Here is a 23,243-nt window from a genome sequence, read left to right as displayed (position 1 = left end):
TGTGACTATTTTACTTATATTGGCGTGGTAAAAACTGAACCTCTGGGTTCTTGTCTTTTTTACGTGCCAATTGGCTGTTTTTGCCGAGCAGTAATTTAAATTGCCAGATTTTTTCTAAGCGTAAAGAGCGTTTTGGACTATGTTCCATAGCATCTAGCACTTGTTTTGCCGCTGCCAAGGCATCTGGTGAACGTTGCGATAATTCTTCGGCTAACTGCTGTGCCTGAAGCAAAGGCTGTACATTTAAATGCGTCACTAAGCCAATATCCTTGGCATATTCTGCGTCAAAAATACGTGCTGTAAGGGTTAATTCTTTGGCTAAATCCAGTCCAATCACACCTTTGAGTGAGCGGGTTAAGCCCATATCAGGGACTAAGCCCCAACGACTTTCCATAATCGACATTTGCGTTTTCGGGTGGGCAATACGGATATCGGCAGCCAAGGCAAGTTGCATGCCTGCACCAAAGCAAAAGCCTTCAAGTGCGGCAATCACCGGCACAGGAAGTTGCTGCCAAATCAGAAAGGCTTTTTGAAATAAACTTTGACCGGGTTTTAACAGTTCCCATGCAGCATAGGCACGATTTTTCGGATCATTTAGGTCAGCCAAATCAATGCCAGCACTAAATACATTGGCTTCACCGGTTAAAATGACACAGCGTAAGCTACGATCTTTTTTTAATTTTTCAGCGGTGCTGACCAATTCTTTGAGCAATGCAAAGCTCATTGCATTACGTTTTTCTGGACGGTTTAAGTAAACCGTTGCAATGCCATTATTTTTTTCTACACGTAATAAAGCCATGGTAATTACTCTTGTTGTTTCTGCGCCCGAGCATAGCATGCACCCTGATAGGATACATGACAGTGCAGTCACAACAGAAGCTGGACGGCACTGACTTTAGTCGGACTGTGCTTAATTATTTTGTTTGGCTAAGATTTGTTGAGCCGCGTGTTCAACTTGCGCCATGACATTTTTTAACTCATCAAAACGGTTCAGGGTTTCTTGAACAAAAGCTTCATCTGCTTTACGGCGTTCCTTACGTAAGGTCGATACAAATTGCTCAAATTGACCTGAAACCTCTTGGAGGGTCGGAGCGCCCACATAGCGGGTTGCACCATAAAGCCGATGTAACACATGCTCTAATTGTGGAAAATCTTCATCTTCGATGAGCTGTGCCATTTCATGGATTTCTTGCTCAAAGCTATCGACGAGCATTTTTAGTAAATCGACTGCAAGGTCTTCTTTATTCGCGGCCAACTGCAAGCTTTGTTGCCAATCTAAAATACTCGGCTCTAGGGCTTCAATCACTGAACTGCGCTCTAAAACCGGTACTTTCTTAAAGTTATCGGTAGTCCATTGGGTCAAGATTTGAATAATTTGATCCATTTGAATGGGCTTGGTGACATAGTCATCCATACCGCTTTGTAGGAGTTTTTGTTTTTCATCCGAGAGCGCATGTGCTGTCAAAGCGATGATAGGAAGGCGCTTATGATTTTCAAAGGTTGACTCAAGTGATCGAATGGCACGCGTGGTGTCTACACCTGACATCACAGGCATTTGAATATCCATAAAGATGAGGTCAAAAGCCGCCAAACCTTGCTCTTGGCGAGCTTGAATGATTTCAATGGCTTCTTGTCCACTCAAAGCCTTGGTGGTTTTCACATTTAACTCAGAGAGCAGGGCCTCAAGTACAATCAGGTTGGGTAAATGGTCGTCGACTGCCAAAATATGCAGACCTTGACCATTAAATTCTTCATGTTGCTCTTGATCAAACCACGGCTCATTACTCAACAACTGAATCAGCGCTGTACGGCTGAGTGGTTGATGCAATGGGCGAGCACGGTACTCGTTCAACATGTTTGGATCAAGCATCATTTGGTAGCCATAAACCGCTAAGTTACCGCTATAACGATGACGAATTTCTTTCAGTAAGGCTTCGGAGTCGCCGCTATGGTCGACGATCAACCAAGTGTTTTCATTGGTTTGCAACTGATTGAGGCGACTAAATAAATCTAGGATTGACTGCGTTTCAATATGTTCAACATCATAATTTTCTAAATAATGACGTAGGACATTGGCAGTTGCTGGATGTGCCAAGTAGGAAACGACTTGGAGATTGCTAAATTGTGGATGCACAATTTCAATTTCATCATCGACCACAAAGCGCGCAGTAAACCAGAAGGTTGAGCCTTTTTCTGTTGGGGCACGTTCTTGGTTATCTTCAAAACCAATTTGTCCATGCATCAGGCTGACCAATTGTTTGGAGATGGCAAGACCTAAACCTGTACCGCCAAATTGACGGGTAACAGATGCATCACCTTGCGAGAAGGATTCAAACAGTTTCTTACGGTCGGTACCGCTTAGGCCGATACCACTGTCTTGGACACTAAAGTGCAGCAGGCATTGACCGATGTCATCATGCTCCATACGGACACGGACAATAATTTCACCATCTGGAGTGAACTTAATCGCATTTGAAATTAAGTTGGTCAAAATTTGCTTGAAGCGCAGGGCATCACCAACCACAAATTTCGGCACATTGTCCGCATAGTAGAAGGTCATATCAATATGCTTTTGCGCTGCCAATGGCGACAACATATCCATCACATCAAAGACGGCTTCTTCTAAGTCGAATTGTGCAGTTTCGAGTTCTAGTTTGCCGGCATCAATTTTGGAGAAATCAAGCACGTCATTAATTAAAGCCAATAAATGCGCTGAAGATTTACGAATCGTTTGTAGATATAAATTTTGCTCATTACTGAGGTTGCCTTGGCGCAGTAAAAGATGAATAAAGCCATCAATACTGTTAAGTGGCGTGCGCAGTTCATGGGAAATATTGGCTAAGAACACCGACTTCGACTGATTGGCATGGATCGCTTGGTCACGAGCTTGACGGTAGGTAATATTTTGCACTTCTAAAGTATCAAGCGTGCGTCTTAAGTCATCTTCCGTTTGTTCGGTATGTTCACGTAGCTCTAAGAAACTGAAATGTAAGCGTTTAACCACATTGGCAATATCACGCTGTAATAACCGGAGTTCTCCAGTACTGTTAATGATCATGTGCTGATCTAGGGTGTCGGCATTTAAACGTTGTAACTGCATACGAATTTCGTACATTGGTGCAATCCAACGACGTGAATAGAAATTCAAACACAGCAAAAGTAATAAGAGCGTCAATAAACCTGTTGCAATCAACACGATTAACACGCGATAGCGGGCAATTTGCAGCGGTTGATTATCCAGTTCAATGCTTAACCATGCCGGCGTCTGGGTTGAATCTGAAATTTTCAGGGCATAAACATGGTTACCCTGATGTGGAATTGGTCCAATAAAAGATGCTTTACTGTCAAAAGCAGGCCAAATAGCTTGATCTTGAAAGCCAATGCTCAGGCGGTTATTGCCTTTGAAATCTATAATCGCAGCACGAATCAAATGTTTTTCGTTCAACATGCTTTGCATGGCATTACGAGCTTGATCAAACTGCCACGGATAATGGTTGAGCAACTCTATAGCCGATTCTGATGTCGGTTGATAGCGCGTCAGAATCGCAACAGCCATTTGTCTTTGTTGTGCTTTGGCTGCATTGGAGGTTTCTGTTATTACCAACATCGCACCGACACAGGCCAAAATGGTGATCGGCACAAAAATAAGTGCAATCAACTGACCATAGGCATGATTTAAGTGTAGGCGTTTAAAAAGCTTTTTGTTGATATTTGACATGGTTTAAGCAGTTTATTCCTTATGCCCCGAATATTAGCATGGATTATTTAAAACTGATTGCGCTTTAATCACTTTCGCGAAAAAGCGAGGCAAATGGGTGCAGGCAAAGGCATTTTTTCATACAATAGGCGCACCTCGATATAGGTGTGAATAATGAGTAATACAACCCCTGATTTTCAAGCAGACGATTTTTTATTAGACCATTACGTCGGCAACACGCCGTTAGTGCGTTTACAGCGTCTGGCAAGTCATACTCAAGCAACAGTATTAGCCAAGTTAGAAGGCAATAACCCAGCGGGTTCGGTCAAAGATCGCCCTGCATATAACATGATTATGCAAGCGGAAAAGCGTGGTCAGATTAAACTGGGTGATACGTTGATTGAAGCGACGAGCGGAAATACGGGGATTGCTTTAGCCATGGTTGCAGCAATGCGTGGCTATAAAATGACTTTGATCATGCCCGCAAGTTCTAGCCAAGAGCGTAAAGATGCCATGCGTGCCTACGGTGCTGAACTGATCGAATCAGAAAACATGGAAGAAGCACGTGATCTTGCCCTTCAAATGGAAAAAGACGGCAAAGGTTTAGTCCTAAACCAGTTTGGTAACCCAGACAATGTGGAAGCACATTACCTTACTACTGGGCCTGAAATTTGGAAACAAACAGGTGGTAAAATTACACATTTCGTCAGCTCAATGGGAACCACCGGGACCATTATGGGGATTTCGAAATATTTAAAAGAACAAAATCCGGATATTCAAATTGTTGGTTTACAACCGTCTGAAGGTTCAAACATTGCCGGTATTCGCCGTTGGCCACAAGAATATCTTCCTACGATTTTTGACCCTTCACGTGTTGATCGCATTATGGATATTCCGCAAATTGAAGCGGAAAAAACAGCTCGTCGTTTAGCACGTACAGAAGGTATCAGTGCAGGTACCTCATCGGGTGGTGCGGTATGGGCTTCAGTTAAATTGGCTGAAGAAAATCCGGATGCCGTGATTGTTTGCATCGTATGTGACCGTGGTGACCGATACTTGTCTACTGGTCTATTCTCTGTTGTTGATCCTGAATAATTACAGTGGCCGATCGGCACTGGTGAGTACTTATGCGTTTACCTGTTTTAATTTTTGATATCGAAACACTGACAGATTTGAAGTCAGGTGCGCATTTGTATGGACTGGATCTGCCTGAGGTGGATCTAGATGCTGCGCTGACTAAACTGCGTCGCCAAGAGGCGGGCACGGATTTTCAGCGTTTGGCCTTGCATGAAATTGTCTGTATCTCTGGACTATGGATTGATGAAAAGGGCATGAAGTTGTTTTCATTTAGCCGTGAAGACAATAGCGAAGCTGAAATTTTAAAAAAATTCGTTTCTATTTTTGAAAAGCGTCATCCGACCTTGGTCAGTTGGAACGGTTCACAGTTTGATTTGCCTGTGATTTTGTTCCGTGCCATGTATCACGGACTATCTGCACCAAGTTTGTTCGATCAGGGCGAGATTGATACGCAAAAGCGCTATAATAACTACCAGAATCGTTATCATCATCGTCATGTAGATTTGATGGATGTCATGGCCATGTTCCATGGTCGTCATTTTCAAAAGCTCGACGATGCAGCACATTTACTTGGTTTCCCCGGTAAACGTGGTGATGGTGGCTACCATGTGCCTGAATATGTGCGTGAACAACAGTGGATGGAACTGACCAGCTACTGTGAAGGTGATGTGCTCAATACATGGTTGATTTATTTACGCTGGCTGTTGCTGAAAGGACAGTTATTGTTAAATGATCATCAGCACTTGATTCAAAGTACGATTCAATATTTACAAACTCAGCCGCAACACGCTGACTTTTTATTGGTATGGCAGCAAACCTCGCAACGTACCGAATTCACCCAATCTGATTTCCCATCTTCCACACATTAGGTACGCATGAAACACAAAGCCAAACCCCAAAAAGCCCAACAACCCATTTATACATTTCAGGTTGAATCGCTTTCACATGAGGGGCGAGGCATAGCGCACTTTGGGACGCATCCAGATCATCCTGCAGAAAAACACGGTAAGAAAGTCTTTATCCGTTATGCCTTGCCGGGTGAAACGGTGCGTGCGCGTATTACTAATGTCGTTAAGCGTCTCGAAGAAGCAGACAGTCTGGAATTACTGAGTGAAGAGTCTGCTCTACGGGTTAAACCGGCCTGCCCACATTATGGGGTCTGTGGTGGGTGTAGCATGCAGCATATTCATCCCGACGAGCAAATTCGTTTAAAACAAGATGTTTTACAATCACATTTGCAACATTTTGCTGGGATACAACCTGATCAATGGTTAGCTCCTTTACGTTCATTGCGTGAAGATTACCGTCGTAAAGCGCGTATCGGTGTGCGTTACTTACCTGCAAAAGATAAGCTCGTGGTCGGCTTTCGTGAAAGCCAGTCAAATAAACTGACTTCGATTGACCGTTGTATGGTGTTGGATCGTGAGTTTGGCTCAATCACCACACTCAAACAACTGTTACAAGGTTTGCAAGGTAAAGCAGATATTGGGCATATGGAACTGGCCATGGGAGATCAAGAAATTGCTCTCCTGATTCGTCATACGGCGGAACTTTGCGCGGAAGATGTCAACCAATTAGTAAAATTTGCGTTACATAAAGAGTGGCAACTGTACTTACAACCTGAAGGGCCAGACAGCTTACATCGCGTGGATCATCCCGATGCACCGATGCGTCTGCACTATGGTCTAAGTGACTTTGCTGTGAAATTTGGCTTTAATCCTCAGGACTTCACGCAAGTGAATTCCACGATTAATCCGCAAATGGTGAAACTGGCATGTGAATTGCTTCAGTTACAACAAGGTGAGCGAGTTCTAGATCTGTTTTGTGGCTTAGGAAACTTTTCTTTACCACTTGCTCAATGTGTGGGTTCAACGGGTCAAGTCATTGCAGTTGAAGGGAGTGAAGAAATGGTTCAGCGTGGTGCAGAAAATGCACAAAACAATGGCCTTTCGCAACTGAAATTTTATTCACAAGATTTAACAAAAGATTTTTCGCATCATTCTTGGGCAAAACAAGGATTTGATGCATTATTGATAGACCCACCACGATCTGGTGCAGAAGAAATAATGCGTTATGTGCCCAAATTTGGTGCAAAAAGAATCGTTTATGTGTCATGTAATCCTGCAACACTAGCACGCGATGCTGGAATGCTGGTACAACAAGGCTACCGTTTGAAAAAAGCGGGTGTCATGGACATGTTTACCCATACAGGGCATGTCGAATCGATTGCTTTGTTCGAAAAAGAAAATCAGATAAACGATCAAAAGTTATGAAGCGTAGAAAACTAGGAGTAGGGTATGGTCACAGTACGTGAACAATTACCTGGACGTCTCAATGAGTTGTCACAGGAAACGACTGTAGAACATGCCGAGCAAGCACAGCATGATCTAGCTGAATGGCTAGAGCGTGTGAGTGGCATGTTTGACGGGGCTCCTCTAAAGCAACTCGAAGAAGTTGCCCATCTGACCTTACAGAATGAACTTGAAACAACGGTCAACCATCGCTCGAATACCTTCTATACCGGTATTGAAATGGCGGATATTCTTGCTCATCTGTATGCGGATGAAGATACGTTATCAGCAGCCATGCTGTATCGAAGTGTTCGTGAAGGCGTAACCAGTTTAGAAGAAGTCCAAAGCAAATTTGGCGATCAAGTGCATGCTTTGGTGAAAGGCACGCTTGCCATGGGTAAGTTGTCTGACCTGATTGAGCAAAATAAACGTCTAGAAGATCATTTTAATAATAACCAGCGTGAACATTTGACCGGCATTTATAAAATGCTGATTTCGGTGACCGAAGATGTTCGCGTTGTATTAATCAAACTTTCTGAACGTACCTATGCATTACGTGAGTTAGCGCATTCAACCAAAGAGCGTCAAGAGCGTGTCGCACGAGAAATTTTAACCATTTACTCGCCGCTCGCGCACCGTTTAGGAATTGCACAGCTTAAGTGGGAGCTTGAAGATCTCGCTTTCCGTTATCTAGCACCTGAACGCTATAAAGAAATTGCCTCTTTACTGAATGAAAAACGTTTAGAGCGTGAACAATATATTCAGTTCGTTACAGAAAAGTTGCGTAAAGAACTATTAGATCATGGCATTGAGGCCGAGATTAATGGTCGGGTGAAACACATTTATTCGATTTATCGAAAAATGAAGAGTAAGAACCTGAGCTTTGATCAGCTTTATGACATTCGAGCGGTTCGTGTTCTGGTGGATAATGTACCTGAGTGTTATCACACACTGGGGATCGTCCATCAGATTTGGCGTCATATTCCGCATCAGTTCGATGATTATATTACCAACCCGAAAGCCAATGGTTATCGCTCACTGCATACGGCCGTGATTGCAGAGAACAAATCTTTAGAAGTGCAAATTCGTACGCATAATATGCATGAAGAAGCTGAACTCGGGGTATGTTCACACTTTAACTATAAAGAAGGTTCTAAAACCACAGATTATTCATTTAATCATCGCTTACATTCTTTGCGTGCAGTGCTTGAACATTATCAAGAACGAAATGATGCTAGCGCACATAAAGAAGATGAAGATTCTGAAAACTTCGAACAAATCCAAGAGTTTGAAGATTTTGAGAAAATCTATGTGTTTAGTCGTGACGGTGATATCAAAGAATTACCACGCGGTTCGACTGTGCTCGACTTTGCCTATCATGTGCATACTGAAGTGGGCAACAAGTGCTATGCAGCACGGGTGAACCAACGTTATGTACCTTTAACCTATACCCTTAAAACTGGGGAACAGGTTGAGATTTTAACCAAGAAAGATCGTGAACCGAACCGAGATTGGTTGGTGAACTCGCTGGGTTATATCAAGACGGCTCGTGCACGTGATAAGTTGCGTCATTGGTTCCGTCAGCAAGACCGTAGTAAAAACTTGGAAGTGGGACGTGAGATTCTGAATAAAGAATTGTCACGTTTGGCGATTCACCCGAAAAGTATCGATTTGAATGATTACTGCAATCATTTTAATGTGAAATTGGGTGAAGATATCTTGATTGGCTTGGTGAGTGGTGACATTAGCTTGCATGCTTTAATCAATCAGGTTAACCGTCATATGCACCTCGATCAGGATGAGCCTGAACTGGTGTTAAAACCAACCTTGAACCCACGTGCAAGTCATACGCTTTCGGCGCATGGTATTTTGATTGATGGTTTGGACAATGTAGAACTACACATTGCTCAGTGTTGTCAGCCTGTGCATGGTGAATCGATTGCTGGTTATATCACCCTGAATCGTGGCGTAAGTATCCATAAGGTCGGATGTCCGGATTATATCCGTATGATTGGGCAAGAGCCTGAACGTGCGGTTGAAGCGGATTGGGAAATGCAGCCAACTCGTGGTCAAAGTGTGCAAATCGTGGTGGAAGCTTATGACCGTCGTGGTTTGCTTAAAGATTTGACTCAGGTGATTTTCTCAGACCAAATCAATATTCGTCAGGTGAATACGATTTCCGAAAGTGATGGTATTGCCAATATGAAACTGTTGATTGAAGTAAAGGGCTTGGCGCAGTTGTCGAAACTGTTGGCACGTCTAGAACAACAACCGGGCATTATCAGCGCACGTCGATTGGTACAAGGTAGCTAAAAATAAAGCTGTATAAAAAACCCGCTGCGTGCGGGTTTTTTATTATATTGGGGGAGAGAAATTATAAAATTGAATGCTTATGCTGCCTTCAGAGCTTTTTGAAAAGCGTCGACAGAATCTAACACAAGCCATTGACCATTGGGTTGCAACAGGCCCCTTTAAAAATGGTAAAGCTGTGTGTGAACATTTTGGCTTAGCGGTTCCTTTAATTTCCCAATTATTAAATAGTCATCGGCAGATTGGAGAGAAATTTGCACGTGAATTAGAGTCACAATTGGGACTCATTAAGGGAAGTTTAGATAATGAGGTTCAGTTTATAGAACAAGACAAGTGCACTGAGGAGCAAGCAAGTTTGGTCCTTTTTGAAATGCAGGTGGTTGAGACACAGGCATTTTCTTTAAAACCGATTTCAAATGATTCATCTCAATATTCAGCATTATTTAAAAACACTCAAGACCTGTATTTGATTCGCATCACAGCATCGTATTATGCCCCTGTATTACAAGAGAGTTGGCTTGTGGTCTGTGATGAACGGCGAGGGGTAGAGAGATCGGATCTAGCCTGTGTATATTTGCGAAATGGCTTAAATTTAATTTTAAACGTGATACAGCAAACAGATGATACGTGGCAATTTGCAAGTCTAGACCAAAAACGACAGGTGGAATTCCTGCAATCCGATATTGAAAAATTAGATTCTATTATTGCGATTTTGCCTAGCTCATTTATTTAAGGTAGTCGCATAAAAAAACCCATCCGAAGATGGGTTTTGATCTGAACTATAAGTCGAAAAGCTTAAGGAATCTCTTCTTCTTCAAATTCAGGCTTCACTTGTACAATGAAGTCTTGACGGTTCAGGCCACGCCATAACGCGAAGGCTGTACCAATGTAGATTGATGAATATGTACCCACAAATACACCAACAAACATTGCAACAGAGAACCATTTCAGACCATCACCGCCCAGTACCATCATCGCTACAACAACCAGTAATAGTGTCATTGAGGTATGAATGGTACGGCGAAGTGTTTCAGTCAAAGCACTGTTCACAACTTCAAGAGGTTCAGCACCGCGAATCTTACGGAAGTTTTCACGAATACGGTCAGATACAACGATGTTATCGTTGAGCGAGAAACCAATAATCGCGAGTAGCGCAGCCAAAACTGTTAAGTCAAACGGCCACTGCATCATGGCAAAGATACCAATGGTTACCACGATATCGTGGAATAAAGACAGTACAGCACCCATTGCAAGTTTGAACTCAAAGCGAATAGTGACATAAACCAGCATGAGCAGTAGGGCAAGACCTACAGCGCCCGCAGAACGCACATAGAGTTCATTACCGACTTGACCACCAACCACATCAACTTTATGTACTTCTGCTTTATTGCCTGGCAATTGAGCAGCAGTCGTAATGGCTTTGGTTAAGTCTTCAGCTTCAATGTCTTTTTGAACTGGCATACGAACCATCAGGTCGCGGTCAGATCCTAAGGTTTGTACTACAGGATCTTTAAAACCAGCTTTTGTCAGCGCTGAGCTCACATCGGTAGATTTTACTGGTTGACTATAGTTCAACTCTGCTGCCACACCGCCAGTAAAGTCCAAACCGAGGTTTAGACCTTTGGTGCAAATAAAAAAGATACTTGCGAGCGTTAAAATAATCGATATAAAGGCTGCCGGTTTGGCAATCTTCATAAATGGAATAATGCGCTCGTTGTCCGGACGGCCGTATTGTTTCGGTTGAGTATTTTCAGTCATCTTCGATCTCCTAAATGCTCAACTTCTTCAGGTTACGTTTTTTACCATAAATGATTTGTACGATTGCACGTGTCACAGTAATTGCTGTGAACATTGAGCAGACAATACCAATCATTAGGGTAACCGCGAAGCCTTTAATTGGGCCTGTACCAATTGCGAACAGAATGAAAGCAACCAAGAATGTGGTTAAGTTGGAGTCAAAGATGGTGTTATACGCACGATCATAACCCGCAACAATCGCCTGTTTCGGCGAGGCACCCCATTTAATTTCCTCTCGTATCCGCTCACAGATCAGTACGTTGGCATCGACCGCCATACCAATGGTAATTACGATACCTGCAATACCCGGAAGGGTGAGGGACGCGCCAATCCAAGACATGATGGTTAAAATCATGGCAAGGTTAACCACGAGTGCAAAGTTGGCAATCAAGCCGAACACACGGAAGAAGACCACCATCCAAATCGCAACCAATAAGAAACCGATTTGAGTTGATAATACGCCTTTGTCAATGTTTTCTTGACCGAGACTCGGACCAATCACACGTTCTTCAACGAAGTACATTGGCGCTGCCAAAGCACCTGCACGTAACATCAATGCAAGTTCAGATGCTTCTTGAGGTGAATCTAGACCGGTAATACGGAACTGAGAACCCAATACAGCTTGAATCGTTGCCGCATTGATGACTACAGATTCGGTATAAGGTGTACGAACTTCAGTTTGTGTACCTGTTGCAGGATCTGCAACATAACTAATTTTTTGTTTGTTCTCGATGAACAAAACAGCCATTCGTTTGCCTACAGCATTACGAGTAGCTTCAGACATCAACTTACCGCCCGCAGTGTCCAAAGTAATATTTACTTCAGCACCACCTGTATCTTGGCTAAAGCCTGATGACGCGTTTTGTACACGTTCACCCGTTAAGATACGGTTACGGTTAAGCAATAATTGACGGCCGCTGTCCAAAGACTCATAAGCAAAAGCTTCTGTACCCGGCGGTAATGAGCCTTTTGCTTGTCCTGTGTAAGGATCGATATATTGATCATTTAAGTCAGAAACTAAGCGGAACTCAAGGTTTGCAGTACGACCAAGTACACGTTTTGCTTCAGCAGTATCTTGTACACCCGGTAATTCAACCACAATACGGTTGCTACCTTGAGTTTGCACCAATGCTTCCGCTACACCTAACTCGTTAATACGGTTACGTAAAGTCGTTAAGTTTTGGTTGACAGCATAAGACTGAATTTCTTGTTTACGTGTATCTGTGTAGCTTAGACGAAGAGTCGAACCATCAGTTGTTGCAACCGCTTGTTGAGTATATTCATTGCCGTTACGACGAAGGAAATCCATAGCTGCAGAACGGTCATCATTATTTGCAAATTGCATCGTAATGGTGTTGTTGTTCAAAGATAAGCTATTGAATTTTAATTTATTGTCGCGAAGTTGGCGACGTAAGTCAGCCGCAGACGTTTCCATACGTTGTGAAATGGCTTTATCCATATCCACTTCAAGTAGGAAATGTACACCACCACGTAAATCCAGACCTAGCTTCATTGGTTTAGCACCAATTTTTTGTAGCCATTCTGGCGTAGTAGGCGCAAGGTTCAGTGCGACGACATAATTTTCACCGAGCCCACGACGCAGTGCTTCTTTTGCTTTTAATTGTTGTTCGCTCGAATCAACACGTAATAAAGCGGCATTATTGGTGAAGCTATTGTCATGGCTGGCAATATTTTCAGATTTTAAAATCTGCTCTGCTTTTTGTACGATGCTTTGATCAATCTGGGTACCGGCTTTGGCACCTGAAATTTGAACAGCAGGTTCATCAGGATACAAACTTGGCAGGGCATATAATGTACTGATGACTAGTACCACTAGAATCAGTAGATATTTCCATGCTGGGTAACGCATTCGTTTTCTTCTTAAAATGAAAAAAGCCGTGCGGGTGCACGACTTATTTTTTGATTAAAGGTTATTTAGAGTGCCTTCAGGCAGAACTGAAATCACACTTGCGCGTTGTACTTTTACTTCTACGCCACGGTTCAGTTCAACAACTGCAAAATCACCTTCGATTTTTGTGATTTTACCCATTAAACCGCCCGCAAAAACAACTTCACTACCAACACCTAGGCTTTCAATTAGTGCACGATGTTCTTTTGCACGTTTTGATTGAGGGCGCCAGATCAAGAAGTAGAAGATTGCGACAAATACCGCAATCATCAACAGGTTTGCCATCATGCTCGGTTGCTGTGCAGCTTCACCTGCCGCGTGAGCAGTAGAAATAAAAAGGCTCATTTCATTTTCCTAAACTAAAAAAACTGGTTATCAATACTTTGATAAATAAATTGGACTTGTTCAGCAATTTACCTTGTCTTTTTCTTCAGCGCAAATGCTGAAAGAATTAATCTTGAGGACAAGGTGGCACTTCCATGCCGCGACGACGATAAAAGTCTTCAACAAACTCATCAAAAGTGCCATGATCGAGAGCATCACGCATCGCTTCAGTCAGACGCAGGTAATAACGTAAGTTATGAATAGTACCGAGCATCGAACCGAGCATTTCGCCGCATTTCTCAAGATGGAAGAGATAAGATTTGGTGAAATTTGTACAGGTATAGCAGTCGCAATGTGGGTCAAGCGGACTTTGATCATGACGATATTTGGCATTGCGAATACGCACTAAACCGTCAGTCACAAAATAATGACCATTACGTGCATTTCGAGTTGGCATCACACAGTCAAACATATCGACACCGCGACGAACTGCTTCTACGATATCTTCTGGTTTACCGACACCCATCAAGTAACGTGGTTTATCCGCAGGCATTTTCTCTGGAAGATAATCCAATACTTTGATCATTTCTTCTTTAGGTTCGCCAACAGACAAGCCACCAATGGCATAACCATCAAAATCAATTTCTTTGAGACCATTTAAAGATTCATCACGTAAATCTTCATACATGCCGCCTTGGATAATACCAAATAGTGCATTACGGTTTTTCAGCACGTCATGATGTTGAGTCTTACAACGTTTCGCCCAACGCAATGAAAGCTGCAGTGATTTTTGCGCTTCTTCATGTGTCGCAGGATAAGGCGTACATTCATCAAAAATCATCACGATGTCTGAATTCAGCGTGTGCTGAATATCCATCGAAATTTCAGGAGATAAAAAGACTTTAGAGCCATCAATCGGAGAGCGGAAAGTCACGCCCTCTTCTTTAATTTTGCGCATAGCGCCAAGGCTGAAGACTTGGAAACCGCCTGAATCTGTCAAAATCGGGTTATTCCATTTCATGAATTGGTGTAAACCACCATGTTCACGAATGACATCTAGGCCTGGGCGTAGATATAAATGGAAAGTATTGCCCAAAATAACTTGGGATTTAATTTCTTTAATGTCACGTGGGAGCATGCCTTTTACAGTACCGTAAGTACCAACAGGCATGAACATAGGTGTTTCAACAACACCATGTTCAAGGGTTAAACGGCCGCGACGAGCACGGCCCGATTGCGCCAATTTTTCAAACTTCATACAAGGTCCAGATCAAGGCGAAAAAACAGTTCGCTGATGGTAAGAGTGCTAAAAGTGCTCTATTTTCCTTGATTCTGCGGTTAAACGCTAGCTTTGTCGGGTGTTAAGTCTGTAAATTTATAGATTGCATCTTGTGACAAGGTTTCATCTGAACTCTTGGCATTAAAATAGAACTGGTTAATTCGCTGCAAAATTTCTTCTTTTTCCATCGCAAATGTGCCTTTCGGGTCCGATGTCATGGCTACGATGCTGTCAATGAGTTTTTGAATATAGGGGTTCGTGCTTGCATAGCTTTTTTCTAAGCTTAAAAGATAGACTTCATTGGCTACATGTAAATAGTTATAGGGTTGTATTTCAACGATTTGAGCCAAATCAATCAACAGGTCTTTATCATACTGAGATAGCTTCATACGCTTGGGTAAGCTGTCGAGCTTGAGCGGTTGTTTGGATTTGAGAAAATCATCAAGTTGTGTATTTGGAGTATTTAAAACTTGAGCTGAATAAATCTCTATTTCGGGCTGTGTCTGGACCGTGATAAAAAACAGAATATTGTCCAGTTCTATGCCGTAGGACTGAACCAAGTCGATTTTTGTTTGTTGTATGGCATTGAGCAAGATTGAAAGATGGTTAGCCGATTCAGACATTATCGTACTTTTTATAGAAGATGGATCAAGGTTTAAATGGCCCACTTCATTTACAGATGTCAGTTTAAACTGCGCCAAGTCTTGACTTAAAGCCGGTAGGCTACGATAGCGCCATTTCGACACATTCCATCGATCATGCGCTGCAAGATATTGAGCAGAATCTTCATCTTCGGCAAAAATACTACGCTGCGTAGAGACTGCGATATAGTCCATGGACAAATAGGGATTGAACACCAACGTACATGCGTAAATATGGTCGTCTTGGTGCTGCTCATAGAGTTTGAAAAACGCCTGAATCAGCACATTTTTTAGTGCATTAATTTGATTTTGCATATTTTATTTTTCTTTCTAGTTTTGGAGGTGCTTGATCACCTCATCATTATTTTTTTTACTTTTGTGCATTAAAGCCCGAACTTAAAAGTTCGGACGATAATCAAAATTTTGGCTGACAGCTTGATCGCGGAAAGGGCGAACCGCTTTTTTACTCAGCAATAGCGTATTAATAATATTGTTTGGAAACACTTGAATGTGGTTGTTGAACAACTCAACGTTGCGGTTAAAAATAGTAATCGCCGCACCGACATTTTCGTTTTGTTCTTCAATTTCATTCATCATTTTCAGATAAATATCATTGGCTTTGAGCTCTGGATAGTTTTCAACCACAACATTCAGGCTGCGCATCAGATCTTGATTTAAGGCTTCGATACGCTGTAATTGGCTGACATCGGTACTATTTACGTTCAAATTCATAATGTTTTGACGGAGTTCAGTGACTTTTGCCAAAGTCCCTTGTTCAAAATTGGAATATTGCTCAACCAAAGGCTGTAATCCATCTAAAATTTTGATTTTTTGACGTTCATAGCTGGCTACATCTGACCATGCACGAATGGTTGCATTGTGATGTCGGACAATACTGTTGCGAATCATGATTGCGCCAATCACCAATGCAATGATGATTAAAACAAAGATCAAAAGCCCCATAAAATTTTATCCTCAAGATAAAAGGTCGTAATTTAAAACATTATTGAGTGAAATCTATTTTAAAAACTGCGTTAAGTCGTTTTTCAAATTTTCTAAAGCGTTTAATTTAAAGGTTCTAAGATGTCCACGCAATGCCGAAACATCCTGAATTCGTTTTGCTTTACTACTGACTTTAAATAAATCTGTAGAGCCAAGATAGCACATTATTCGGTGGCTCGGATGAAATAGCAGATCACCTTCACGGTTTTGAAAAAAATCCGCCAGTCGGAGGACAAAGCTCGGGCTGAGTAATTTAGTGATTTCCATTTGGTTATCGCCATAAAACTTTAATTTTTGATTGGTTTGAATATCGCTGCTGTGCCAAGGAAAACTATAGGGATAGCCAAAGTTTTTGCCTGTTGCAGATACGGCAAGCCCATGGATGCCAATATCAAAAACGAATACACCCCACAGGTCTTTATGGATTTCTTTGACCGTGACTTCAGCGCCGTCTTTGTCGCGTACCTTCAGTTCACTCACATAGTGATATTGAAAGACCATGACTTGATGCTGTTGCTGATTTTCATCTTCCCAAACGGTGCTCGCGAAGGTCTGAATATCATTCGAAAGGCTGCCTTGCTTAAACACGGGGAACATACGTTTAAGATTGCCAATAAATTGCAGATTATTCAGCGGCATTGAAATGTATTGAGGCTGTCGGTTAAAAGCCAGTTGGTATTTTTTTGCGATGCATTCGGTTTCCAAAAACGCAATAACATCTTCGAGCGGGTCATCTTTTTCATAGCTGATATAGGCCCAGAACACCATGACCAATCCCGCAGCAAAGCAGAGCTGTGCCCAGCCATGATCGGGCTGAATTACAATAAACAGCATGAATCCGATACCCAGTGCGGCTAAAGCCAGCGGCAGTAAATTTTCAAATTTGAGTGTAATGGGAGCATTCCATGGATGCAGTCCATCGAGGAGCTCTTGGTGTGTTTTGGCGTTTCGGCCTATATCCCAGAGCCGAGCGATATTCTGAAAAACCACAGCATTCTTTTTTCGACGAATATGGATGGAGTGCTTTACAGAATCTATCGGCATAGGGATGATTTCAGCGTTCGATTATTTGTGGTTAATGTTATCAATTAACATCGCATCGCCATAACTAAAGAAGCGATATTGGCTGTCGACGGCATGGTGATAGGCATTCAAAATATTGTCTCGATTAGACAACGCTGACACTAACATGAGCAGGGTAGACTCAGGTAAATGGAAGTTGGTAATTAAACGATCGACCACTTTGAACTCATAACCAGGGTAGATAAAGATTTGCGTATCACCTGTCCAGCCCTTGAGTTCGCCGCCATTGGCTTGAGCGGCACTTTCAGTCGCACGAGTCGCTGTAGTACCGACAGCAATGACTTTATTGCCACGTGCTTTTGTCTCACGGATTAAAGCCATAGATTCTTCTGATACGTCACACCACTCACTGTGCATGATGTGATTTTCAATGTCATTGGTACGTACGGGTAAGAATGTACCTGCACCCACATGCAAGGTAACAAAGGTTTTATTTACACCTTTGTCCGCCAATTTTTTGAGTAGCGCTTCATCAAAATGTAAGCTTGCTGTTGGTGCTGCAACTGAAGCCAATTTGGTCGGATCGTTAAAAACAGTTTGGTAACGTTCGGTATCAATCGCTTCTGCTTCACGGTTAAAGTAAGGCGGAATCGGTAATGCGCCGTATAAATCTAAAACTTGTAAAATAGGCTGTGAAAATTCCACAACAAATAAGTTTTCATGACGGCCTTGAACGGTCACTTTAACTTCGTCTGGACCAATAAATAATTCCGCACCTTCTTTAGGCGTATTGCTGGCTTTAATGTGGCAATGTGCGGTTTTTGGATCAAGAATACGTTCAACCAAGACTTCAACTGCACCGCCTGTAGCGCGTTTGCCTTTCAAGCGGGCTTTCATCACTTTGGTATCGTTCAGTACCAATAAGTCACCTTCATTGAGTAAGTCTAAAATGTCAGTGAAATGATGGTCGTGATATTCGCCATTGAGGTCGAGATGGAGCAGGCGTGATGCACTACGTGTTTCAAGCGGATAGCGGGCAATGAGTTCGTCGGGGAGATTGAAGTTAAAGTCAGAAAGTTGCATGTTAAGAAATCTGAAAAGGGGATAATGAAATTTGGCTTAGTATAAGCTTTTTTAGGTTTTAACGCTGAAATTGATGGATTATCCATCTAAAAATTCTTATACGGTTTATTTTTAATCAAATGAGAACATCATGCGTTGACAAGTTTTTGAAACAGTTTATTATACGTTTCAACACCTTCCCGAGGTGGTGAAATTGGTAGACGCGGTGGATTCAAAATCCACTATCAGAGATGATGTGTCGGTTCGAGTCCGACCCTCGGGACCAAAATTCTAAAAAACCCCAAGCTTATTAAGACTTGGGGTTTTTTATTGCCTGAAGGAAATCAATGATTTACGTGCACTTTGCGTGATATTTCATGCTTTTACATAGTGCCTTTTTAGTACCTTTTTGTGCTCTTGCCTTCAATAATAAACATCCATATAAACATCCAGAATACAAAGCTGGATGTCTAAAAGTATGGCGCGGTTAGTTAAGCCTTTAACTGTGACTCAAATTGAGTCTTCTCAACCCAATTCCAAAGACTATACATTATGCGATGGTGATGGTTTGTACCTTCGGATAAGGAAGTCTGGGACAAAGACGTGGATTTTCCAATACAAGAATAAGCAGGGATCTCGTGTAGTTGTTACGATTGGAAATTATCCTCAATGTAAATTAGCTTTTGCTCGTGAAAAAAGACGAGAGTATTTGACTCTTCAAGCTGAAGGCATTGATCCGAAGGAGTACTTGGAAAAGCTAGAGAGCACTCAAAGCAGAAACTACTCGCTAGAAAGCATCACTAGAACTTGGCTTGATTTGTATGCTGTTAAGAAGCCTTTAGATGAAGAAACCAAGAAAAAGAGATTGAGAAAATTTGAGAACCATCTATTTCCTCATATTGGTAATTTTCAGATTGAAGATGTTAAGCCAAAAGATCTTCGTATTACCTTAAACAAAATCTATGAGACCAGTGCTGATAATGCTCAGAGAATAAGGGCTGATCTAGTACTTATCTTTAGTTATGCTGTTCAGTATGGATACATTGAAGTAAACCATGCACGAGAAATGGAGAGCCTCGATCTTACTGCACCTAAAAATCACAGACCAGCTTTACCTCTTCTTCGTCTCCCTGAGCTACTAGCACGAATCAAAGCTGACTCAGGTGATGAAATGACAAAGCTTTGTTTGGAGTTAAGTTTACATATCTTCATACGTTCATCCGAACTAAGATTTGCAAGATGGGATGAAATCGATTTTAAGAAGAAGCAATGGATAATTCCTGCGAAGCGAAACCATGTCAATGGAGTTAAGCATTCTGATAGGGGAGCTAAAATGAGAGAACCTCATATTGTGCCACTTTCCGAACAGGCTTTAAGTTTATTGGTTAAAGTGAAGGAATTGAGTAGTAGTTCGGAGTTGGTTTTTCCAAGCTCATTTAAGAAAACGACATTCATCTGTGAAAACACCTTTAATACTGCCTTACGACGTATGGGCTACGATACACAAAAAGAGGTTTGCTTTCATGGCTTCAGAGCTATGGCTCGTTCGGCATTGGGTGAATGTGGGTTGTTCCAAAGAGATGCGATTGAAAAGCAGATGAGCCATCAAGAACGCAATGATGTGGTTGGTGCATATACACACGTTGCTGAGTATATGTTGGAACGAAAAAGGATGATGGATTGGTGGAGCCGATATCTACAGGATATTGCAGTTAAAGGATTCGTTTCACCTTATAGCTATGCTAATCCTGAAGTTATCCCATTTGTGCGAAATATTGCATGAGCCACGTTTATGGATAATTCAATAGAGTATTGAAGTTTATCCTTTATTAAATTACATTTACTTAGGAGAGCCTGAGCGGTTGCCGCCGCCCAGACCATTAACTTAGTAAGCTGATTGCGAAATCAATACTAGGATAATGATAACGATGATTGCTAGAACACGCATCGTAAACCTCCAAGGTCAATTGGTAACATTGCAGTGTTACATTCATGATTGAACCAAGCATTAAAAAAGCCCCTTTAAGAAGGGGCTTTTTTAATGCACTAAGAAAATGAAACTATACTGTTGCTAATGCTTTGATCTTCTCAATTGGAATATCATTTAAGTATGACTTTTCCTTTAATGCATTCTGAAGAGCAGTAGCAAAATATTCTTGCTTGGTTTTACCTGTAAGTCTGCAAATGATCTCTAACATTCGATGATCTTCAGGTGAAACAATAAATGTAGATTTCGCAGGCTTTGCTCTTAATGGGGTATTACTTGCAATGATTTCCATAGAGGCAGCAATAGTTGCTCGTATTATTTCATCTTCGTTACTTTGTATCATTTAATCAACTTCCTTGTTGATAAATAGTGGAGTCAATATTTTATAGGTATATTGAGACTCATACCAAATTTAGTAATCAGAATAATGGGTCAAAGCTTTGAAGGTTAGGAAACTCTATGTGATTATTGCTGTCAAACGTTAGTTGGAATTTAGGGGCGAAAGTGCGTTTATAGTTATTCAAACAACACTTGCAAATTTCCACTGCTGGGTAGTCCTTGCTTATTGTGTAATCTTCTAGTTTAACAACTTTGTTATTGGTGAGATTGCATGCAGTGTTTTGACCAAACCAAAGGTGTGCTAGACCTCCTACTTTATGGAGGATCAGTGGTGGATAGTCGCCACTGATAGGAATCCAGTTGTCTAATATTGTATGTCCGTTTCTCTCGTATTCCTTAGCCTGACTCAGAGCCTGGGCTAGATTCAGATATTGCTTATTTTCTTTGAAGTATCCAGAGGCTTCTTTGACTAAAAGACCAAATTTATTACCTATTGGAATTACATCAATTTGAGATAAGCAGTGAAGAAGTGTTGCCTCTCTTTTTGTTGGTTCTATTGGATTCATTGTCAGCTTTGATGCTGAGTTAAGCTCGTTGAGGTGTGCGTCAATAGCTTCTATGAGAATACTGTTAGGCGGTTTGCCAGTGTGTTGGGATAAATGTGTTAGAGCTAGTTGGTAGGCTAATGGGAGCTCATATTGCTGCGTTGGTATCGGTAGAGTTGGCATAATTCGGACTCGAAATTTGTATGAATCAAACTATGGCATAGTTTTTATGTATTTTCCAAATATTCTTTTAAAACAATGATTTAGTACGTACGCACTTGCGTAAGTACGTACTTGCGTACGCATTTATTAAGGTGTTGTAATTGTTTAGAATAATGAGATTTAAACATTATATGGCTGAGGCTTATTTAAAAGAGGGGGAAGGTTGGATGAGTGTTTGGTCTATGTTGTTGGGTTTAGTATTTGGCACCTCCGGTGCCTTATGCGACTTTCATTAAAGTTGATAAGAATAGTAATGAGAGTTTTCCTTGTAAAACCAGAATGATCTATCAATCACCCGATTAGTCTATTTATGTGGGAGTAAATGGGCTATTGGGGTGATTGATTGGTCGTACTAAACTTGGATTACATCTACATTATCTGTTAAACAGATTATTTCGATGCCATTGTAAATATGCATTATGGCGAGGATCAATCTTGCTTAGCTTCATATTGGGTGAGATACCTAGTTGATCTAATGTATCCTTGCTAAGTTTAGGGCTAATCATGATTGAGCCTGCAGCATCGAAGCTGATCAGTCCCTTATCAAATGCTTTATCTAATGTGGGGGATAATAACAAACCATTAAATTGATCTAGTCGTTCCTTGTTGTTAGAGGCACTCCATGGCTTGATATGTGAAGCTATGAGTAAGTCGTTAAGCGTGCAACCTGTTACAGCACAACCATTCCAATAATCACACAAAGCGTTTCTGTAAGTGCTTTGTCCAATACGAGCCTTGATTAGTGCATCTTTTTCAGTAGGTATAAGAGGCACTGAAAAATCTTCTGAAATGACTTTCATAGTAGGTTTGAGATCAAAACATACTTCCATAAACCGATCTAATGCTTTTGTATTTTCAAAACCATAATGTTGTGCAGCAGGAGTTTCTTGTTGTTTTGTTGGAATGTATGAACTTTCTCCAATATTTTCAGGCTTAGAGTAAGCAATGTAATTAGCATGGTGGCTAACAGTTCCACATATGACACCCTCTATTTGTTTGATCTCTTCTTTGAATGTGTCGTATCTGAGGGAGACCGCTAATTGTTTGGTTTGAACTTTACGATTAATGTGGAGGTAAGGATGTATTTTAGGATGATGCAATCGATAAACCTTGTTTATGGGGGTTGGCCATTGCTCCATGGAGTAATTAACTAAAAGGTGATTAAGTATTGAATCTGCATTTAACATTATGTGTTTATCAGTATTGAAAAGACTGAGAAGAAGTATGAAAGCTGTTTGTAGGCTTTTTTAGGGAAATAAGGAATTTTTTGTTTGAATGTTCATGCTTTATTCAATTCTTAAAAAAAAAGCGGGGGAAGAAATTCCCCCGCTTTCTCTCTGCTAGTGCTGTAACCCTAAGCTTACTAATGAGAAAGCTTTGGCTCGAAACGTACAGCTCAGCATGCTGACTGAAAAGGTCAAGCTAAGATTAGAGCCCGTTTGTAGGCGACGCAAGTATTTTATAGAGAATTTTCAATACAAAAGTTTTGAGAAAAATGCTCACATTACTACGAGGGTAGGGTTCTTACATTTGAACACCCCATACCCCCATCTACCCCCCCATACCTCTATTCAGAAAAGGATTCTTTAGGGTAGAAAACACAAGATGAATTGTAAGCGTCCGCTGAACACACCTTCTGAATTCATCCTATAAGCCTTAATTTAGTCCCCACTTAGAAACAAGTGGGGACTTAAATTTATGACTACAAATCATCAGACATCCATCGCATCTCTTGCGA

General features: G+C 41.5%; 19 protein-coding genes and 1 tRNA gene. 7 read left to right on the top strand and 13 right to left on the bottom strand.

The features are described 5' to 3' along the window. Positions 1 to 10: 10 nt before the first annotated feature. Positions 11 to 799 carry a crotonase/enoyl-CoA hydratase family protein gene (locus FTU36_RS11435; protein WP_180004603.1) on the bottom strand — a complete coding sequence of 263 codons (789 nt, stop codon included), beginning with the start codon at positions 797 to 799 and terminating at the stop codon, positions 11 to 13. Positions 800 to 910: 111 nt separating this feature from the next. Continuing rightward, positions 911 to 3,718 carry an ATP-binding protein gene (locus FTU36_RS11430; RefSeq protein WP_180117955.1) on the bottom strand — a complete coding sequence of 936 codons (2,808 nt, stop codon included), beginning with the start codon at positions 3,716 to 3,718 and terminating at the stop codon, positions 911 to 913. Between the two features lie 153 nt (positions 3,719 to 3,871). On the opposite strand from FTU36_RS11430, the gene cysM reads away from it, so the two are divergent. From cysM to FTU36_RS11405, 5 genes are all read left to right on the top strand, one after another. Further along, positions 3,872 to 4,792: a cysteine synthase CysM gene (cysM, locus tag FTU36_RS11425; RefSeq protein ID WP_180055878.1), complete on the top strand. Its 921-nt coding sequence runs from the start codon at positions 3,872 to 3,874 to the stop codon at positions 4,790 to 4,792. A gap of 32 nt (positions 4,793 to 4,824) precedes the next feature. Further along, a complete protein-coding gene (locus tag FTU36_RS11420; RefSeq protein ID WP_180009011.1) occupies positions 4,825 to 5,643 on the top strand; it encodes a 3'-5' exonuclease in 819 nt (272 codons plus the stop codon). A gap of 6 nt (positions 5,644 to 5,649) precedes the next feature. Beyond that, positions 5,650 to 7,047, top strand: coding sequence for a 23S rRNA (uracil(1939)-C(5))-methyltransferase RlmD (gene rlmD, locus FTU36_RS11415; protein ID WP_180117953.1), 1,398 nt, complete (start codon positions 5,650 to 5,652; stop codon positions 7,045 to 7,047). 24 nt (positions 7,048 to 7,071) lie between these two features. Further along, positions 7,072 to 9,378, top strand: coding sequence for a bifunctional (p)ppGpp synthetase/guanosine-3',5'-bis(diphosphate) 3'-pyrophosphohydrolase (locus FTU36_RS11410; RefSeq protein WP_180117951.1), 2,307 nt, complete (start codon positions 7,072 to 7,074; stop codon positions 9,376 to 9,378). A gap of 79 nt (positions 9,379 to 9,457) precedes the next feature. Next, positions 9,458 to 10,108 carry a hypothetical protein gene (locus FTU36_RS11405; protein WP_180117948.1) on the top strand — a complete coding sequence of 217 codons (651 nt, stop codon included), beginning with the start codon at positions 9,458 to 9,460 and terminating at the stop codon, positions 10,106 to 10,108. A gap of 62 nt (positions 10,109 to 10,170) precedes the next feature. Here FTU36_RS11405 and secF read toward each other — a convergent pair whose 3' ends face one another. The 8 genes from secF to queA all read right to left on the bottom strand — a co-directional run bounded on the left by secF (position 10,171) and on the right by queA (position 18,433). Continuing rightward, complete coding sequence (gene secF / locus FTU36_RS11400; RefSeq protein WP_180004599.1) at positions 10,171 to 11,133, bottom strand: protein translocase subunit SecF; 963 nt, start codon at positions 11,131 to 11,133, stop codon at positions 10,171 to 10,173. A 10-nt stretch (positions 11,134 to 11,143) separates the two neighbouring features. Further along, on the bottom strand, positions 11,144 to 13,042 hold the full coding sequence (gene secD / locus FTU36_RS11395; RefSeq protein WP_180022571.1) for a protein translocase subunit SecD: 1,899 nt from the start codon (positions 13,040 to 13,042) through the stop codon (positions 11,144 to 11,146). Between the two features lie 54 nt (positions 13,043 to 13,096). Next, positions 13,097 to 13,426, bottom strand: a complete 330-nt coding sequence (gene yajC, locus FTU36_RS11390; protein WP_078191271.1) for a preprotein translocase subunit YajC — start codon at positions 13,424 to 13,426, stop codon at positions 13,097 to 13,099. Positions 13,427 to 13,532: 106 nt separating this feature from the next. After that, the gene (gene tgt, locus FTU36_RS11385; RefSeq protein ID WP_078194179.1) at positions 13,533 to 14,663 is read right to left on the bottom strand and encodes a tRNA guanosine(34) transglycosylase Tgt; all 1,131 of its coding nucleotides are present in this window, start codon (positions 14,661 to 14,663) and stop codon (positions 13,533 to 13,535) included. Positions 14,664 to 14,743: 80 nt separating this feature from the next. Next, positions 14,744 to 15,640, bottom strand: a complete 897-nt coding sequence (locus tag FTU36_RS11380) for a DUF4303 domain-containing protein (RefSeq protein ID WP_180117946.1) — start codon at positions 15,638 to 15,640, stop codon at positions 14,744 to 14,746. A gap of 81 nt (positions 15,641 to 15,721) precedes the next feature. Continuing rightward, complete coding sequence (locus FTU36_RS11375; protein ID WP_180110504.1) at positions 15,722 to 16,288, bottom strand: LemA family protein; 567 nt, start codon at positions 16,286 to 16,288, stop codon at positions 15,722 to 15,724. A gap of 54 nt (positions 16,289 to 16,342) precedes the next feature. Continuing rightward, positions 16,343 to 17,371 carry a hypothetical protein gene (locus FTU36_RS11370; protein ID WP_180117944.1) on the bottom strand — a complete coding sequence of 343 codons (1,029 nt, stop codon included), beginning with the start codon at positions 17,369 to 17,371 and terminating at the stop codon, positions 16,343 to 16,345. Between the two features lie 21 nt (positions 17,372 to 17,392). Continuing rightward, positions 17,393 to 18,433 (bottom strand): tRNA preQ1(34) S-adenosylmethionine ribosyltransferase-isomerase QueA, encoded by a 1,041-nt coding sequence (gene queA, locus FTU36_RS11365; RefSeq protein WP_078191326.1) that lies wholly within the window; start codon positions 18,431 to 18,433, stop codon positions 17,393 to 17,395. Between the two features lie 178 nt (positions 18,434 to 18,611). Here queA and FTU36_RS11360 point away from each other — a divergent pair. Both FTU36_RS11360 and FTU36_RS11355 read left to right on the top strand, forming a co-directional pair. Then, positions 18,612 to 18,698 (top strand) — tRNA-Leu (locus FTU36_RS11360). A gap of 192 nt (positions 18,699 to 18,890) precedes the next feature. Continuing rightward, a complete protein-coding gene (locus FTU36_RS11355) occupies positions 18,891 to 20,195 on the top strand; it encodes an integrase arm-type DNA-binding domain-containing protein (protein ID WP_180105894.1) in 1,305 nt (434 codons plus the stop codon). A 277-nt stretch (positions 20,196 to 20,472) separates the two neighbouring features. On the opposite strand, the gene FTU36_RS11350 is transcribed toward FTU36_RS11355, so the two are convergent. The 3 genes from FTU36_RS11350 to FTU36_RS11340 form a co-directional block, all read right to left on the bottom strand. Next, positions 20,473 to 20,742, bottom strand: coding sequence for a hypothetical protein (locus FTU36_RS11350; RefSeq protein WP_180073952.1), 270 nt, complete (start codon positions 20,740 to 20,742; stop codon positions 20,473 to 20,475). Positions 20,743 to 20,818: 76 nt separating this feature from the next. Beyond that, a complete protein-coding gene (locus FTU36_RS11345) occupies positions 20,819 to 21,466 on the bottom strand; it encodes a hypothetical protein (RefSeq protein ID WP_180117942.1) in 648 nt (215 codons plus the stop codon). 413 nt (positions 21,467 to 21,879) lie between these two features. After that, the gene (locus tag FTU36_RS11340; protein WP_180117940.1) at positions 21,880 to 22,692 is read right to left on the bottom strand and encodes an HNH endonuclease; all 813 of its coding nucleotides are present in this window, start codon (positions 22,690 to 22,692) and stop codon (positions 21,880 to 21,882) included. Positions 22,693 to 23,243: the final 551 nt, after the last annotated feature.

Origin of the sequence: Acinetobacter sp. YH12096 (genome assembly GCF_013419215.1) — a bacterium.
Lineage (GTDB): Bacteria > Pseudomonadota > Gammaproteobacteria > Pseudomonadales > Moraxellaceae > Acinetobacter > Acinetobacter amyesii.
This window is presented reverse-complemented; position numbering and strand designations above follow the sequence as displayed.